This is a genomic window from Paenibacillus solani (assembly GCF_001277345.1).
In the GTDB taxonomy this organism is placed as follows: domain Bacteria; phylum Bacillota; class Bacilli; order Paenibacillales; family Paenibacillaceae; genus Paenibacillus_AQ; species Paenibacillus_AQ solani.
In genome coordinates, this window is the sequence record NZ_LIUT01000001.1 from 459,823 (window position 1) to 476,510 (window position 16,688).

Annotated in this window: 14 protein-coding genes, 1 pseudogene and 1 riboswitch; of the genes and pseudogenes, 10 read left to right on the forward strand and 5 right to left on the reverse strand. The window is 45.9% G+C overall.

What is annotated here, in order from left to right; all coding sequences use genetic code 11:
• The first annotated feature begins 14 nt into the window (after positions 1-14).
• Positions 15-971, forward strand: coding sequence for a helix-turn-helix transcriptional regulator (locus tag AM231_RS01985; protein ID WP_054401080.1), 957 nt, complete (start codon positions 15-17; stop codon positions 969-971).
• 57 nt (positions 972-1,028) lie between these two features.
• On the forward strand, positions 1,029-1,559 hold the full coding sequence (locus AM231_RS01990; protein WP_054401081.1) for a GyrI-like domain-containing protein: 531 nt from the start codon (positions 1,029-1,031) through the stop codon (positions 1,557-1,559).
• Here AM231_RS01990 and AM231_RS01995 read toward each other — a convergent pair.
• Both AM231_RS01995 and AM231_RS02000 read right to left on the reverse strand, forming a co-directional pair.
• Positions 1,556-2,014 carry a GNAT family N-acetyltransferase gene (locus AM231_RS01995; protein WP_278044600.1) on the reverse strand — a complete coding sequence of 153 codons (459 nt, stop codon included), beginning with the start codon at positions 2,012-2,014 and terminating at the stop codon, positions 1,556-1,558. The two genes, AM231_RS01990 and AM231_RS01995, sit on opposite strands and share 4 nt — an antisense overlap.
• Positions 2,015-2,177: 163 nt before the next feature.
• The gene (locus tag AM231_RS02000) at positions 2,178-4,445 is read right to left on the reverse strand and encodes a helix-turn-helix domain-containing protein (protein ID WP_054401083.1); all 2,268 of its coding nucleotides are present in this window, start codon (positions 4,443-4,445) and stop codon (positions 2,178-2,180) included.
• 363 nt (positions 4,446-4,808) lie between these two features.
• On the opposite strand from AM231_RS02000, the gene AM231_RS02005 reads away from it, so the two are divergent.
• From AM231_RS02005 to AM231_RS02040, 8 genes and pseudogenes are all read left to right on the forward strand, one after another.
• The gene (locus AM231_RS02005; RefSeq protein ID WP_242615184.1) at positions 4,809-5,699 is read left to right on the forward strand and encodes an ABC transporter permease; all 891 of its coding nucleotides are present in this window, start codon (positions 4,809-4,811) and stop codon (positions 5,697-5,699) included.
• Between the two features lie 16 nt (positions 5,700-5,715).
• Positions 5,716-6,597 (forward strand): carbohydrate ABC transporter permease, encoded by an 882-nt coding sequence (locus tag AM231_RS02010; protein WP_053489552.1) that lies wholly within the window; start codon positions 5,716-5,718, stop codon positions 6,595-6,597.
• A gap of 32 nt (positions 6,598-6,629) precedes the next feature.
• Positions 6,630-8,252, forward strand: a complete 1,623-nt coding sequence (locus AM231_RS02015; RefSeq protein WP_054401085.1) for an extracellular solute-binding protein — start codon at positions 6,630-6,632, stop codon at positions 8,250-8,252.
• A gap of 209 nt (positions 8,253-8,461) precedes the next feature.
• Positions 8,462-8,842 (forward strand): hypothetical protein, encoded by a 381-nt coding sequence (locus tag AM231_RS02020; protein WP_054401086.1) that lies wholly within the window; start codon positions 8,462-8,464, stop codon positions 8,840-8,842.
• Positions 8,843-9,064: 222 nt separating this feature from the next.
• A riboswitch (FMN riboswitch) is annotated at positions 9,065-9,231 on the forward strand.
• Positions 9,232-9,370: 139 nt separating this feature from the next.
• Positions 9,371-10,351, forward strand: a complete 981-nt coding sequence (locus tag AM231_RS02025; protein ID WP_054401087.1) for a DMT family transporter — start codon at positions 9,371-9,373, stop codon at positions 10,349-10,351.
• 270 nt (positions 10,352-10,621) lie between these two features.
• On the forward strand, positions 10,622-12,214 hold the full coding sequence (gene rlmD / locus AM231_RS02030) for a 23S rRNA (uracil(1939)-C(5))-methyltransferase RlmD (protein ID WP_054401088.1): 1,593 nt from the start codon (positions 10,622-10,624) through the stop codon (positions 12,212-12,214).
• A 210-nt stretch (positions 12,215-12,424) separates the two neighbouring features.
• Positions 12,425-12,817, forward strand: a complete 393-nt coding sequence (locus AM231_RS02035) for a GNAT family N-acetyltransferase (RefSeq protein ID WP_054401089.1) — start codon at positions 12,425-12,427, stop codon at positions 12,815-12,817.
• Between the two features lie 53 nt (positions 12,818-12,870).
• Positions 12,871-13,177 (forward strand): annotated as a pseudogene (locus tag AM231_RS02040) (hypothetical protein); the annotation flags it as partial.
• Between the two features lie 115 nt (positions 13,178-13,292).
• Here AM231_RS02040 and rbsK read toward each other — a convergent pair.
• From rbsK to AM231_RS02055, 3 genes are read right to left on the reverse strand one after another with little or no spacing between them, the layout of a single operon-like run.
• Complete coding sequence (gene rbsK, locus AM231_RS02045) at positions 13,293-14,231, reverse strand: ribokinase (RefSeq protein WP_054401091.1); 939 nt, start codon at positions 14,229-14,231, stop codon at positions 13,293-13,295.
• A gap of 44 nt (positions 14,232-14,275) precedes the next feature.
• Positions 14,276-15,223, reverse strand: coding sequence for a nucleoside hydrolase (locus AM231_RS02050; RefSeq protein WP_054401093.1), 948 nt, complete (start codon positions 15,221-15,223; stop codon positions 14,276-14,278).
• 19 nt (positions 15,224-15,242) lie between these two features.
• Positions 15,243-16,673 carry an MFS transporter gene (locus tag AM231_RS02055; RefSeq protein ID WP_054401094.1) on the reverse strand — a complete coding sequence of 477 codons (1,431 nt, stop codon included), beginning with the start codon at positions 16,671-16,673 and terminating at the stop codon, positions 15,243-15,245.
• Between the last annotated feature and the right edge of the window lie 15 nt (positions 16,674-16,688).

Here is a 16,688-nt window from a genome sequence, read left to right on the forward strand (position 1 = left end):
TAAGGGGTAGCGTAATGAAAATTGACCGGCTGTTAGCCATAACCGTCCTGCTGCTCAACCGCGGGAGACTGAGCGCCAAGGAGCTGGCTGAGCGATTTGAAGTATCAAGCAAAACGATATATCGCGATATGGATACTTTGTCTCAAGCCGGGATTCCCATTGTTGCCCATCAGGGGATATCTGGCGGATTTGAAATTATGGAGCATTACATGATCGACAAATACTGGCTGTCCGCTAAGGAGATGAGTACGCTGGTTGCGGCCGTCAAAGGAATGAGCAGCGCCTTGGCCGATCAGCAGATGGATACCCTGCTTGAGAAAGTAAAGGCACTGCTTCATAGAGTGGAGCAGAGTTTTGGTGGTGAATACCGCAGGGAGTCTGTTGTGATGGACTTTCAGCCCTGGGGGCAGCGCCAAGGTTTAAAGACCAGTGTAAGCATACTCAAACAAGCGATTCAAGAAAGCCGCAGGGTTATCATAGAATATATTAGTTCGGAGGGAGCTTCTGAGCAAAGAATCATTGAACCAGTATCCCTGATTTTGAAGGGTAATGTATGGTATGTACAAGCTTATTGTCTGGTGCGGGAGGATGAGCGAATCTTCCGGCTGTCGCGGATGCAGCAGATTGAGATGCTGAGTGAGCAATATGAGTCAAGACCATTTTCCGGTAAGGAATCTTTGGAATGGAAAACGTCGTGGTCGCATGAACAGGAACAGGAGCAGGAGACGGTGCTGTTATTTGAGGCAAGCGCACGTCAGCGAGTGGCGGATATTTTTCCGCCTGAACAAGTAACTGTTACCCCGGACGGGGCTATTCGTGTTCAAACGAGATATAAGTTGGATGAGTGGTTTTATGGCATGATTCTGAGCTTTGGGGCTCAAGTGCTGGTTGAGCAACCGCCTGAGGCAGCGGAGGAATTAAAGCGAAGGGCACAAAGGATTATTAGTCGGTACGGTAACCAGGACAGATAGGTGTCCACATTACCTCCTTAGAATAGAATTATATTCATTTCAAGGAGGCAACAATTCATGAGCAATCATCAGCAGAATCAAAGTGAACGATGGATCGAGACCAGGCCGGCCATGTCTATTCAAGGTATTGGAGTTCGAACGACAAATAAAGAAGAAGCAGGGCCGCAAGGCAAGATACCAAGATTATGGGACAGCTACTTCCAAAGCGGTATGCAAGCACAGATATCCGATAACGATCAATCCATCTATGCCTTGTATACCGAATACGAGAGCGATGCATCCGGGGCTTACACCGTGATCATCGGCAGTTCGATGGATGAGGGAGCCGCAGCTGCAGCGGACACCAATTCCGGGATACAGCGACAAGCATTCGTGCCGGAATCCAGGTACTTGGTATTTCGGACTAGACGAGGTCCCGTCATGGAAGTTGTCCCTCAGGTATGGCGTGAAATTTGGAGTTACTTTGAGCATGCAGCGGAGAGAAGGACGTATACGGGCGATTATGAACGCTATGATGTCCACGCATTTGATCCAGCGAATACCGTAGTGGATGTTTACATAGCCATTGAATCACAGAATCAAGATTAAGTTTGGACCATCGTTATAAACGTGGTGCCACGGTTATCAAATGAAGTAACTTTTGTGAAACCGAGTCCGGTGTATAAACGAATCGCACGTTGGTTAAATGCAGCCACGGTCAGCCGCAGTGGCTTGTGATCGTGAAGCTCAGCAATGGATGCCAGCACGAAGGGGAGGAACTCTTTTCCCAGTCCCTTTCCGGTAAATTCAGGTTTCATCCCAAGACCGAAATCCAGCAGATCCTCTTCATAGGCACCTAGCGGGATTCCAGCCGGAACTTGGGCAGAGGGACCTGTACAGCAAAAGCCGTAAAGCTGATCTTCCTCGTCCAGGATTGCGTAATATGAATTTTCCAAGAGCTCTCTTAAAGACTCCTCATCTTGGTCGCTATTATAGAAGTCATAAGGCGGTTCGTAGCTCCATAACAAAATTTGATCAGCATAGGCAGCGGTCATGGTTGTCATACGAAAAAGCATCATTCTCATCCTTTTGGTTTTTTGTTGATACAGATTCTGTATATTTTATATTTCGATTTGGAAGCAAAAAAACCTTCTCTTCCGCGTACAAGCCGGGCTAGGTCCGGTCACGCTATGTAAGAGAAGGTTTTCTATGTGTTAACCGCGAGACTCATGAACTGCTTGCATGCGTCTGCACGACATGCTGCCGGCGGTAAGCTCCGGGCGTCATGCCAGCAGCCTTCTTGAATGTCCGGTTGAAGGAGGTAATGTTAAGATAACCGACACGCTGACTAATCTCATTTACGGTCAAGTCCGTGCACGCCAGCAATTCCTTGGCTTTGTTCATACGAATCCCAAGCAGATGATCACTGAAGTTGAGGCCGGTCTTCTCCTTGATATAAACAGAAAGGTAGGCGCTTGATAAGTTCAGCTTCGCTGATAAATAATCGAGAGACAGATCTTCTGCATACTGGTTATGAATAATCTTCATAAACATGGCGATCAGCGGCTCTTCTCCGGTATCCTTCTTCTTGCGAATGAGCGCACATGAAGCCTCAATGAGCTGACGGAATACCCCTTGGTAATCGGATAAGCAGTGACATTCTGCTATTCGAGTGCTCCACTGCTTCAAGGAATGAAGGGCGTTCTTGTCGATCTGGGCCATTTCTAAATAACCCATAATTTTGGCAGCGACTGAATCGGCGAAGAAACGAAATTGTGCGATACCTGCCTCTTTCCGCTGCATGGCTTCCAGTGCCTGATCGATAATTTGCAAACAGCGATCCTCGCTGCCGGCTTGGAGCGCATCCAACAGTCCTTTTTCCTGTGACGGGCTCAGGTTGACGGTGGTTGGCAGCACCCGCTGCTTGGTCACGATTTGCGATTCCTCGAGAAGCTGAGCTTGGGCAGTCAATCCCTTGACCTGATGGTAGGCTTGGTTAAACTCAGACGAATCGCTTACCTGGGAACTGATCGCAATCGTGACAAGGAACAACTCTTTCTCTTCGTTCAGCACATCCCTGATCTCTTGCAGCAGCTCCTCTAAATGAGTGGCCTCCTCCCGTTTGAAGATGGAAACAATCTCATTCTTCTCGATCTGGAATGTATGAGATCCTGGATAGCGTTCGGCCGTGATCAAATGAATATGCTCCAGCATATGGCGGACAGCCTGATCGGTATGGAGTGGAAGCTCGTAGACCGGATTCATCCGAAAACGGATGTGATACAGAACGACGATAAAGCTTCCGTCATCCGACAAGAAATCTTCCCACTCGCTGATGTCCATATTGATGCTCTTCAGCTGGCTGATATAAGAGTAACTTGTCAGAACGGACTTATGCTTGTTCATACGGTCCCGAATTTCTTCTTTCTCCCGGAACAGCTCCTGGATGCGGTTCTGAATCAGATCATACTCCGTAATGCTTCCCGTATCCGGTACTGGTGAGTTGCTGGCTCTGTTCAGTACAGTTGTAAGAATCTGCTTCACCGGCTTGTGCAATCGGCGGCTGAAGAAATAGGATGCGGCAAGGGCCACGCCTAAAGACAAACAGAAGATGAGCAGCAAACCGCCGGTTAACCGATTGAGCTGGGAAGAAACATGACTGTACGGCACAGCCGAAACGTAGGTCAGCCCCTCCGCTCCAGTCTCCATTAAATAGTAGGTTCCGTCTTTTAGCACCGCTTTTTGCCCTGCTTCAAATGAAGGCAGCTCCTCTTGGTTAAGCGAACCTAAAGCATACAGCACTTTGCCTTTGGCATTCAGGATGGCGAAGGCACGATCATCCGATTCGCCGAAGAACGACTGGGCGGCTTTATCGATATCGATGAGCCCAATGACCTCATATGGACTGTCCGGCTGTCTATAGACGTAGGGCATTAGCTTCTTCTCAGTCAGTTCATTGCTGATTTGATAGGTGTCAGCTGGGAGGAGCGTGAAGGATTCCTGCTCGCCCTCGTAGCTGTTCCAGAATGAATATGGATACATAGGACTTGTATAGGAACGATTGAACATATATGAAGCATCGCTGCTTCCCGATTTGCTAAGTACAAAATTATGCTCCCTGAAATATATCAGGGTGTCTTCCAGGAAGAAGAGCGGATTGTAGATATCGCTTCGCATCTGAATCATTACTTCGCGGGCCTTCAAGTAATTCACATTGTATCCGGCTTGGTGGCGAAGCTGATTGTTGAACCCGATTAAATTCGATTGATTATATATGTCAAACATCAATACCTGAAGCCTGCTGAATTGGTTGGTGAACCGTTCCGTGGTATCGTGTATCGCCCGCTGGTTGGTATCAATGATTTCTTTTTGAAAGCTGTTCTTGAAAAGCTGGAAGATAACCATATAGAACAATCCGAATAACAAAATGATGGCCAGAAAGCTCAGAAATATTTTAAAGAATACACTGCGGCTTTTATGTCTGATCCAATTCACAGCCTTCCCCCCTTTTGTGTATGTTCTGATGTTCTAGGCTTCCCAACATTATATAGGACAAGTTATAAGGAATGTACCTGATTTGTGTTAAACAAACGTAAAAATGGGATAGTCAAATTTTTAGATTATAGGCATTGCTTTAGGAAAATGGCTTATTTACCCGTCTATCCAATGAAAAGCGAGACATCAATAAAATGGTCAATATCCCTTATGCACTCGGGTCGTTTATGATTCAGACGTGGACCTTGGGTCACACGAAACGCATAAACGAAAGAGAGGGGATAACTGATTTTACAACGTCATCTTAACAACTTGGAAGCGCATTCAAACATTGGCAAGAAAAGTGCCTGGCGAAGATGGATGATGCAGGTACGCAAAAACTGGCAGCTATACGTTCTATTTGCTCCGGTTCTGATTTACTTCATTGTATTTCATTACGTGCCGATGTATGGCGTCCAGATTGCATTCAAGGATTTTATGGCTAACAAAGGGATTATGGGTAGTCCGTGGGCCGGTTTCAAGCATTTCGAACGTTTTTTTGACAGCTTTTATTTCTGGCGCATTATCAAAAATACAATGGGTATCGGTTTATATGAGCTGGCAGTCGGATTTCCGATTCCGATCATTCTGGCATTGATGATCAATGAAGCCAGGTCGGGCCGGTTCCGCCGATTTGTACAAACTGTAACTTATGCACCCCATTTCTTATCTACGGTCGTTGTGGTTGGTATGATCATGATGTTTCTGTCGCCGGTCAGCGGCCTTGTCAATTTCATCATCACCTCCTTCGGTGGAGAACCTATAGCTTTCATGACGGAACCTTCGTGGTTCAAGAGCATCTATGTATGGTCCGGTGTATGGCAGGGCATGGGCTGGAGCTCTATTATCTATTTGGCAGCGCTCGCCGGAATTGATCCACAGCTGCATGAAGCGGCCAAGGTGGATGGTGCAGGCTGGCTGCGGCGAATCTGGCATATTAATCTGCCGGGGATCGCGCCCACAATGACGATCCTGCTCATTCTGAACATCGGTTCTGTTCTCGGCGTCGGCTTTGAGAAGATCTTCCTGATGCAAAACCCGCTGAACATGGAAGCGTCTGACGTCATCGCCACCAATGTATACCGAAGCGGTATACTGGGTGCGCAGTACAGCTTCTCGGCTGCGGTGGGCCTGTTCAATTCCATCGTTAACTTCATCATGCTGATTACTGTAAACCGGATCGCCCGGAAAGTCAGCGAGAACAGCTTATGGTAAGGAGGAATGATGGCATATGCCGCAAAGCCGCAGTGAACGAATAGCTGGAGTATTTATTTACATTATACTATCTTTTATCACGCTTCTTGTACTATATCCTTTATATTTTGTTCTGATTGCTTCCATAAGTGCTCCGGAAACGGTGATGCGGGGGGACGTGTGGATCTGGCCGAGGGAATTGTCATTTGTCGGTTACGAACGGTTATTTGCTAATTCGGAGCTAATGCGGGGATTCCTGAACACACTGCTCTATACGACTACCGGAACAGCCTTGAATGTCATGATGACAATCGCTGCCGCTTATCCGTTATCGAGAGCCGATTTTAACGGCCGGGGTATTTTCACCGCGATTATCGTATTTACCATGTTCTTTAGCGGCGGGATGATTCCGAATTATCTGCTGGTTAAAGAGCTGGGGATGCTGGATACGATCTGGGCGATGATTATTCCTTCGGCGGTATCCGTGTGGAACATCATCATTATGCGAACCTTCTTCCAGAATTCGATCCCGAAGGAGATGCAGGAGGCGGCGTTTATTGATGGAGCTTCCAATATGCGGGTGCTCTGGCGCATTGTTCTGCCGTTATCCGGACCGATTCTGGCTGTTATGGTGCTGTTCTATGCCGTCGGTCACTGGAATTCGTACTTCAGCGCGTTGATCTATCTGTCGGATCGTTCGAACTATCCATTGCAGCTGTTCCTGCGAGAAATTCTGGTTCAGGGGCAAATGCAGGAGATGGTGGATATCAGTGATGACTCGCTGGCACGCAGCCTGATGGATGCAGAAGCGATCAAGTATGCAGCGGTAATTGTGACGAATCTGCCGATGCTGTTATTGTATCCTTTTTTGCAAAAGTACTTTGTAAAGGGCGTTATGATTGGCGCCATTAAAGGTTGATTACGGACAAATGATGAGGGGGATATGAATTTATGGTTATGAAAAAATGGACTTCGATCACATTGGCTGCCGTACTGGCTGCGGGATTACTGGCTGGCTGTGGAAGCAAGGGCGGAGAAGGGGCTGCTGGGGATAAAGGAGCATCACCTGCGGCCAACGTTAATGAAACTGGCATGCCGATCGTAAACGAGCCTTTGAACCTCACGTTCTTTACCGGTAAATCGCCGACGAACGGAAGCAAATTCGAGGAGACACTCGTATGGAAAACCTATCGCGAAATGTCTAACATCAACGTGACCTGGAACCTCATTCCGTTTGAGACCCTGACCGAGAAGCGGAATCTCGCTTTGGCAGGAGGAGACTACCCGGATGTATTCTATTCAGCAAGGGTGAGTTCAGCAGAATTGACGCGTTATGGTGAGCAGGGAGTGTTCATTCCGCTGAATGATTTGATTGACAAGTACGCTCCGAATATCAAAAAGCTGATGGAGGAATATCCGGATATTCGCAAGGGATTGACGATGCCGGATGGCAACATCTATTCTCTGCCTTCCTTCTACGATCCGGCCCTGCTGTCCATGCTGATTGGCACGCCGCTCTGGATTAATCAGGATTGGCTGGATCAGCTGGGGATGAAGGAGCCGGAGACGACCGAAGAATTCTACGCTTATTTGAAGGCGGTCAAAGAAACTGACCTGAACGGTAATGGGCAACATGATGAGGTTCCCTTCGCTGCTACAGGTATTACGGGCATCATTGATCATCTGAAAGGTTCTTGGGGACTGGGAACGAGCGGACTAGGTCATAAATTCGTGGACGTTGATCCGGATACGGGCAAGCTCCGTTTTACCAAAGCACAGCCGGAATACAAGGAAATGCTGGAGTTCTTGAACAAGCTTTATAAAGAAGGATTGCTGGATAAAGAGATTTTCACCATTGAAGGCGGTGCGTTGAATGCCAAGGGGCAGGAAGGCTTGCTCGGCTCAACCATTGTTCCGAATCCAGAGACGGTAATGGGACGCAAGGAATACATTGGACTTGGAGCACTGAAGGGACCTAACGGAGACCAGCTCTATTCCCATGTAAAGGTGCCAATGGTGCATGTGGGGGCTTTTGCCATAACAGATAAGAACCCGAACCCGGAAGCAACGATTCGTTGGATGGATTATTTCTACGGTGATGAAGGGGCTCAGTTCTATTTCATGGGCAAGGAAGGCGAGACCTACACGGTGAGTGCGGATGGACAGCTGGAGTACGTTAAAGATATTACCGAGAATGCCAATGGATTGACACAGGATCAGGCGCTTGCCAAAAACTTCACATGGCTAGGCGGCAGCTATCCTGGACTCGTTCGTGAAAAATGGTTTAAAGGTTCGGAGACATTGCCAACTGCCCTGGCTGCTGCCGAGAAAGCAGAACCATATGCTGTGAAGGATATCCTGTACAACTTTAACTTTACGCTAGAGGAGACTGATTTGATGTCTTCGGTGGGTAAAGACATTCAGGATTACGTAACAGAGATGGAAGCGAAATTCGTGAACGGATCGGCTTCGTTCAGCCAATGGGAGGAGTACGTAAATACGCTTAACAAGATGGGACTGGATCGGTATATGGAAGTATATCAGGCGGCATATGACCGCTATCAGGGAAAATAAAACGATTTGTTCATTTCAAGGGCGCGGTGCGGCTAGGTTGTTGCATCGCGCTTTTTGGTATTCAGTTGAAGCATCCAGAAAGCTGGTATTATTCTAAACAGAGGGCGCGATTTGATGTCAATCTGGGGAATAGTGGATTCACACGATTGAGGTGGCTCTCCGATATATGGTTTAGGATGAAAAGAACAATGGAATGAGGATGTGAGATCATGCATATTGCGTCTGAATATACTTATGGAAGATCGGTTAGACAGAAACAAGCTAAACCTGCCCAAGAAGGGTTTGAACTTTTGCTTCAGAAGAGCCACAAGGAAGAAGAGGGTAAAGGAAAGATGGTGACAGTAAAAGAAGGTGGTTATTTACGTCAGTACATTGTTCGCCCTGATGGCAGCAAAATATTATTAAGTGAAATGAAACAGCACGATGACGGAACTGACACCAGTTCAGCCCAGCGAGTGTCACCATTGCCGCAAACGGAGGGAACGAACACTAATACGAAGGAGGCTCTCGAATTGCTGAGCCTTCAAGCGGGAGCCGCTGGCATTTCATCCGGTACGTATTGGAACATGAAATTGAAGTCAGAGATTTGAAATGGAAATAAAACATGATGGTAACGAAATTATACTTGCTGTATAATTCTCAGTATTATATATAAAAGTGATGTTCTTCATTGTAATCCTGCCTAATTTCATTTATTGTGAAAATAGATGTATTTACATGAAAGAATTCATGGTATAATTTCAACAAGGCAACTAAAGTAATAGGAATTGTCGGTTAATTGTATGGAATGGTTACAAAAATAAAACATGAATATGGATCTTCGGGGTAAGGTGAAATTCCTAACCGGCGGTGATGGTTCGTACCTCCTTGGACGAAACTCAGCCCGCGACTCGCTGCGTTCTGGTACTTATATGAATGCAGCGACTGACTTGGTGCAATTCCAAGGCCGACGGTAAAGTCCGGATGGGAGAAGATCAATGATGAGTTTGCTATCGGAACGGGATTTTTCTGTTCTTGAGGCAGGCTTGTTTGATCAGCCCCCGTATATATCGACTTGTGTCGATTGCGGGGGCTTTCTGCTAGTAAGACCTCCGTATTCAAGACAGGAGAGGGCAAGAATGAGCAATATTAATACGGGAGTCAAGGTTAAACCCTATGACTCCAACACAAAGGCAAGCGGACGGTTTAAAGGAGGGTTCTGGCTGGTCGTTCTGGGCGCAGCTCTCTGGGGTGTGGATCCTTTATTTCGGGTTATTCTGCTTAAGAATCTGACCTCTGCGCAGATCGTGCTGCTGGAACACATCATCATTTCCTTGATTGCGATTCCTGTATTGTGGAAGAACCGCCAAGAGTTAAGAGGGCTTGGATGGGGTCATGTTGGCGCGCTGCTGTTTATATCGTGGGGCGGTTCGGCTCTAGCCACGGTATTGTTTACGATGGGACTGTCGAGCGGAAATCTGAACGCGGTTCTGCTGCTTCAGAAGCTCCAGCCGCTATTCGCCATTATTCTAGCCAGTTTGCTCCTGAAGGAGAAGCTTCCGCGTCATTTTGGAATATTACTCGTCATTGCCATAGCTGGCACGTATTTACTGACTTTTGGTCTCACCCTGCCGATTGGCCATTGGAGTGAGTTCATTCAAGTCGGCAGCCTGCTGTCTTTAGGGGCTGCAGCCTTATGGGGGGGTTCAACGGTCATGGGGCGCTTGATGGTAGGTAAATTGAAATACGAGACGGTCACCTCATTGCGCTTTGTACTCGCACTCCCACTCTTGACCGTCCTGACGTGGAGCGAGGGGGCAGCATGGAATATGCCGGCATGGGGCACAGGAGCCTTTGCCTTGGTATCATTGAATCTGATCGGCCAGGCACTGCTGCCAGGTCTCCTGAGTTTGCTCGTTTATTATAAAGGATTAACTACGACTAAAGCTTCCGTGGCAACCCTTGCGGAATTGAGTTTTCCTATGGTCGGGGTGCTTATCAACTGGATCGTGTTCCAGCAAATCGTGACTGTTCCCCAGCTGCTGGGGTTCCTGCTGATATGGGTCGTGCTGTTTATCATATCCAGACAACAGTCTACAATCTCTGCGCCATCATCATAACTAGCCATTGGGAAGACATCATTTCGCTGGGATAATCCTGTAGCTTTTATAGTTGACTAGATAAAAAAAGAAGATGACTTCTCCATGCAGAGAGGTCATCTTCTTTTGATTAAATGGATCTGCGGATGATACGCTTATGGGAGTGAATTATCTTGCCTTGCGAAACAGAAGAATACGAAAGGACCGGAAAAGGAACCATGGGCTGTTCGCATTCACGGGTTTGGCATGGTATATTGGACACGATACCATTAAGGATGGAGAAATCATAGCATGAGTGAACAACGGCGTTCCAGACAAGGAACCAATAATAAAACAACAGCATACGGAAAAAAGCCGGGTGAGAGAACAGCAGCCAAGCAAGCTGGCACCAAGTCGGCTATTCAGCATGATCATAGGAAGAATCGGAGCTCTTCAGCTCCATCATATTTGGGGAAGAAAGCATCTGATAGATATAAGCAGGAAGCACGTGGCCCAAAGCTTTCATCCGGACGAGAGCATGCGGATGAGCTGCAGGCAGGTGACGTTATCGTCGTAACGATTAAACGGCTTGGGATTAACGGTGAAGGAGTCGGATATTACCGCCGCAAGGCCGTGTTTATTGACGGAGCAATTACTAACGAAGTGGTCAAAGCTGAAGTGAAAGAAATCCAGTCCAAATTTATCAAGGCCCAGCTCGTGGAAGTGGAGAAGCGTTCACCGCACCGAATAGAGCCCCCTTGCCCTGTGTTTGGCATCTGTGGTGGCTGTCAAATTCAGCATATCTCTTATGAAGGACAACTGCAGGCCAAGACGGATATTGTCCGTGAAGCCTTCAGCCGATACGCAGGGCGGGACGATGTGAAGTTTAAGCCGATTCTGGGGATGGAGCATCCATGGAATTACAGAAATAAGGCCCAGCTGCAGCTTAAACGGAAGGGCAACGAAGTGATTGCAGGGCTCTATGAGGCGGACAGCCATACGATTGTGGATATTAGCGGCTGCCCGATTCAGCACCCGAAGGTGAATGAAGCTGTGGAGAAGGTGAAGTCGGTTCTTGAAGAATTACGGATCCCGCTTCATAAAGAGAACGGAAATAAGGATGGTGTGCGGACGATCGTGGTCCGTCATGGTTTCCAATCTGAAGAACTGCAGGTAACGCTGGTTACGGCTGGCAGTAAGCTGCCAAGGCAGGATGATCTCGTTCGTATGCTGCGCCTTACGATTCCGGAGGTTAGCGGCATTTCATTAAATATTAATCCAAAGAAGACTTCGCTTATTTTTGGAGACCGGACGATTACGCTGTGGGGAGCCGAGAGTATGCAGGAATCGCTGAGTGACCTGCAGTTCTCACTCTCGCCGAGAGCATTCTTCCAGTTGAATCCGCAGCAGACGGTGAAGCTGTACGAATCGGTAAGGGCAGCTGCTGGCCTGACAGGTAAAGAAACCGTCATTGACGCGTATTGCGGCACCGGCACGATCGGTTTGTGGCTAGCGCCTTATGCCAAGGAAGTACGCGGGATCGAGACAATTCCTGAAGCGGTCGAGGATGCAAAGGCCAATGCTGCACGTAATGGACGGGCTAACGCCAGCTTTCATGTTGGCCAGGCAGAAGAGCTGCTGCCGCGTTGGGTCAAGGAAGGCATGAAACCCGACGTAATCATTGCTGACCCGCCTCGAACAGGCCTGGATCCGCGCTTCTTGGAAACCGTGCTCCGCACCAAGCCGAAAAAATTTGTTTACGTTTCTTGCAATCCTTCTACTCTGGCGAAGGATTGTAAGGTTCTGCTGGAGGGCGGCTATGAGATCGAATGGGCACAGCCTGTCGATATGTTCCCGCAGACAAGTCATGTGGAGTGCTGCACTCTATTAGTACGGAAAGACTAGTAGTTGAGTGTATTGGCGGGTAATTTGACGAAGTGGGTTAATAGCCCACTTCTTTTTTATGCTTTAATGTGGGCTGCTTAGATAGTTGTCCTTTCTGTATCCATACTTAAAAGTAAATTTACACATGTGTCATTAGGCTTAACAGTGAATAATTGAATAGTAATATAATAAATCAAATAAATAATATAATTGGGGCAAGGGGGGCTTCTTATGGAAACACAATATGTTACAGAGCTACCTACAGAAGATAGCTTATATGAGCTATATGAGAACCTTCACTGGAATAAATATTTGGGACTAAGTAAAGATAAGCTACTAACCGCCATGAAACAAAGCTGGTACGTTATCTATGCATATCATGAAAAACGTCTAATCGGTACTGGAAGAATAGTTTCTGATGGGGTCATCAATGCTTACTTATGCGGCTTGGGGGTTCACTCTGATTATAGAAATAAAGGGATTGGATCTGAAATTACCCGTTTACTTGTGGAGCATTGCAAAAAAGACAACTTGCATCTGCAATTTTTTTGTGAAGAAGAGTTAGTGTCATACTATGAAAATATGAACTTTGAAGTTTTTGCAGTTGGAATGAAAAGGGCCTAAGGTAGCCCTTATCTTCTCGTCAATATTGAGCATTCCATGCATGTGGAGTGCTGCACAGTCTCATTCATTTCTTAGACGAAAGTGATAACAGAATCGCTTTGGAAGATCATGGTTTGCTGGTACCCAAATCCTATGCCGACAAACATCATATTTCGGTAGGAGATATCATTCGAATCAAGTTCACGGCACCAGTGCTGAATAATAAAGCGGTAGATATGAAGGTTTTGAACATTTTCCAATCAGTACTCGAATCCTTCATTTTACAGTACCCCGGACTACATGGAGAGCTTTGGCGGCTTGTTGCTGAGGAGGAAAGTGAACCGCATCCATATGATTGAATCATTAAAGAGCGTAGAATAACATGTTGAATGATTTGGGATAGCTCACTTTAGTTGCCAACGCAAAAACACCTCCAAGATTATCCCCATATCTTACGACATGGTTCAATGTTCTTGAAGGTGTCAGAAATCTTTAGTTACTCTATCACTAAGCTGTCTGATTCAGATCTATTGATCTCAGATTCGTATGGGATAGATTGCTGTGCTCCATATCTTTGAACGGTTAGCGATGCGGCTTTGCATCCATATACAATTGCTTCGTTAATATTGCCAAAATCAGCAGAAATTTTGGTAGCTAATGCGCCAATAAATGTGTCCCCGGCAGCCGTAGTGTCCACTGCCTTGACGTTGAATGCTGGTACAAAGCCTGTATTTCCGTTTGCAAAGGAATAGAATGCGCCTTTACTTCCCAAAGTGACAATTACGGTTTGAATCCCCATATCATGTACTTTTTGTGTTGCTGCAATCAATTCTTGTTGATTCGTAACGGCTTGTCCGGAAATGATTTCTAGCTCCGTTTCGTTAGGAATCAAAATATCGGTTAATTGAATAATCCGTTCAGGAATCATTGCTCTCGCAGGTGCCGGATTTAAAATTGTTGTAACCTGATGCTGTTTCGCGATTTCAAAACTTCTCTCGATACTGGACAAATTGGTTTCAAATTGAGCGATGACATAGTCACTCTCAGCGATTAAACCGCGCATCTCATCGATATGATCGTCTGTAATCGCTTGATTGGCACCGCCATAAATGACAATACTGTTCTCGCCTTCATCGTTGACCATGACATAAGCACTGCCTGTTCTGGTTGTATCTAACTTCTTCACACCTGCAGTATTAATATGATCTCGATTGAGCAATCCAAGCAAAGCCGTTCCGGTATCATCATTTCCTGTTGCACCGATAAAGTTAACTTGTCCGCCATTTCTGGCGGCAGCAATCGCTTGATTAGCGCCTTTACCGCCGCCACTCGTAAACATTTCTTTAGAGTGAACGGTTTCACCTGGTTTTGGCAGATGCTCTGTTCGAATAGTGGTATCAAAGTTAATGCTGCCAACTACTGTAATCTTATTCATTTTTTCTCGTCTCCACTTCGTACCGCTCTTTTAAAGATTTTGTTTTAGGAAAAATACTTAATCGTATCCATCGTTAATTTTTTGAATTTAGGTAAGTCAAGATTAAACGCCACAAGGACATTTTTCTCTTTTTTAAACACATTGTCATAATCAACAACTGTACTGCCTAGTGCCAGTGATTCACTAGTCTCAACTTGTACATTCATCGGATAAACGGTAAACATATCGGGATCAATGATATACGCAACGGCACAAGGATCGTGCATATGAATGCCTTCAACATGGTCTTCATCTGCCCAGAATGGACGAGTTGTTGTTAAATTGAAGAAATCCAACAAGTCAGCCATTGTTCGTGCAACATCATTCCCGACTTCTCTGATTTCCTTGATATCATGTTCGAACAATTGAGCTTTTAACGTAACATCTAAACCAAACATCGCTACAGGAACTCCTGATTTCACCACAATATCTGCAGCTTCCGGGTCAACATAGATGTTGAACTCAGCATGGGGTGTGATATTACCTCCGAAGCATGCACCGCCCATGAATGAAATCATTTCAATTTTTTCTTTCAGCTCAGGATGTGATAACAGGAAAATAGCGATATTGGTTAAAGGTCCTGTCGCAATAAGCGTAACTTTCTCCTCAGATTCTCTTAATATGTTAGCTATCAACTCATTGGCAGAGATATCAAAATCCTGAATAGTAGATTCAGGCAATTCTGCTCCATCAATTCCTGACTCTCCATGAACATCATCAGCAATAATCAGATTTCGGCGCAAAGGTTTTGATGCGCCTCTTGCTACTGGAATATGTTCGCTTTTTGCCAAGGTTAACAATCTTTTAGCGTTTACGTATGTTTTTTCGGGGATTTGATTTCCCGCAGAGGTAGTTACGGCAAGTAAATCAATTTTTTCAGAGGCGATAGCCATCAATAAAGCCAATGCATCATCATGTCCGGGATCACAATCCAAAATCACTTTCTTTGTCATATTTAGCTCCTCCGTAAATCTAATTTTTTTGTTGGATTTTTTCAGCATGCGCATAAATCATTTTTTTGGTGAAGAGGAAAATGATCAATGCTAAGAATATAACGCCGCCGCCAACCAAGAAAACATTGGCATATGTGGATGCTAGCCCAGCTTCCGTGCCAGTCATACTACCACCGCTCATAACACCTGATGACATCATTCCCACAAATACAGCGACACCGACAGAGCCAGTTATGGCCTGAACCAGGTCATTCACACCAAGTACACGACCTGATTCTTCAGGCGTTACGGTTAGCGTTGCGGTATCCACGATTGGCGAATAGAGGAAGGAGGTGCCAAAGTAATAAATACATGGCGCCACAGCCAAAGCCAGAACTTTGCCATAAGGAATAAGAAACGCAACTGCAAGCAATCCAAGCCCCATGAATGTTAAAGCCATAATGATGGAAGCTGAGCGGCCAATCCTCTTCACAATTGGACCAGACACAAATCCCAGAACAGCCGCCAGAAGAATCGACCAAACTAATAGCAACGAAACTTGAGCAGAATCAATACCAAATACGTTCAGCCCGATAGCATTCACACCCGCATTCAGGGTGTAACTGAAAAAGTAACCAATGAAGATAACCGTCATCGTTGCGACAAAAGCCGGGTTCTTCAAAAACTTAGGCGTAATAAACGGATTCTTAGCTTTGTTGATGTAGACAAGGAACAATATCAAAGTTACAACAGAGGAGATAGCCCAGAACCAATTCATATCTGTAAAGAACATGGTCATCGCAGCGGCGAAAGCGCCAATAAGCGTAAACCCGACCCAATCTATATTTGCGCCCTTAGCACGTTCGTTCGGCAGGTTTTTTAATAAAGAAGGAATGAACAGTACAGCAATCAGCGGTACTGCAAAAAGCCAGCGCCAGTCGATGTTTGTGATATATCCGGCAGCTACTACACCTAGTGCGGCAGAAAAGCGGAAAACAGCAACGAAAATGCCGTAGTAAATAACGCGATTTACTTTTGTTATATATTTAGAGACAAGTACCAGGAATACAGATCCTGCCACCTGACCGCCTGCAGACTGCAATACGCGGGCAATAACGACTGCCCAAATACTGCTTGGTCCAAATATAAACCCTATCGCTGAACCGGCAACAAAAAGGATTATCCCCAAAAGGGTCATTTTCTTCAGTGAAACAAAATCACCTAATGCACCATAAATAACACACACAATACCCAAAACAATACCAGGAATTGAAGTAATTAACGAAGAAAGGTTAGGTACTCCTAACTGTTCGCCAATATTAACAAAAATCATGCCAAATGCTTGTTGTTCCAAAATACCTAATGTAAAAATCAATAAAACCAGCGGAATGGCCCTCTTTGCCATTTTATTCATACGCTCGAATTCTGCTGTTCCTTCTTTGGGAACAGGAACACCAATTACTTTTTCCATTTCATTTGTCCTCAC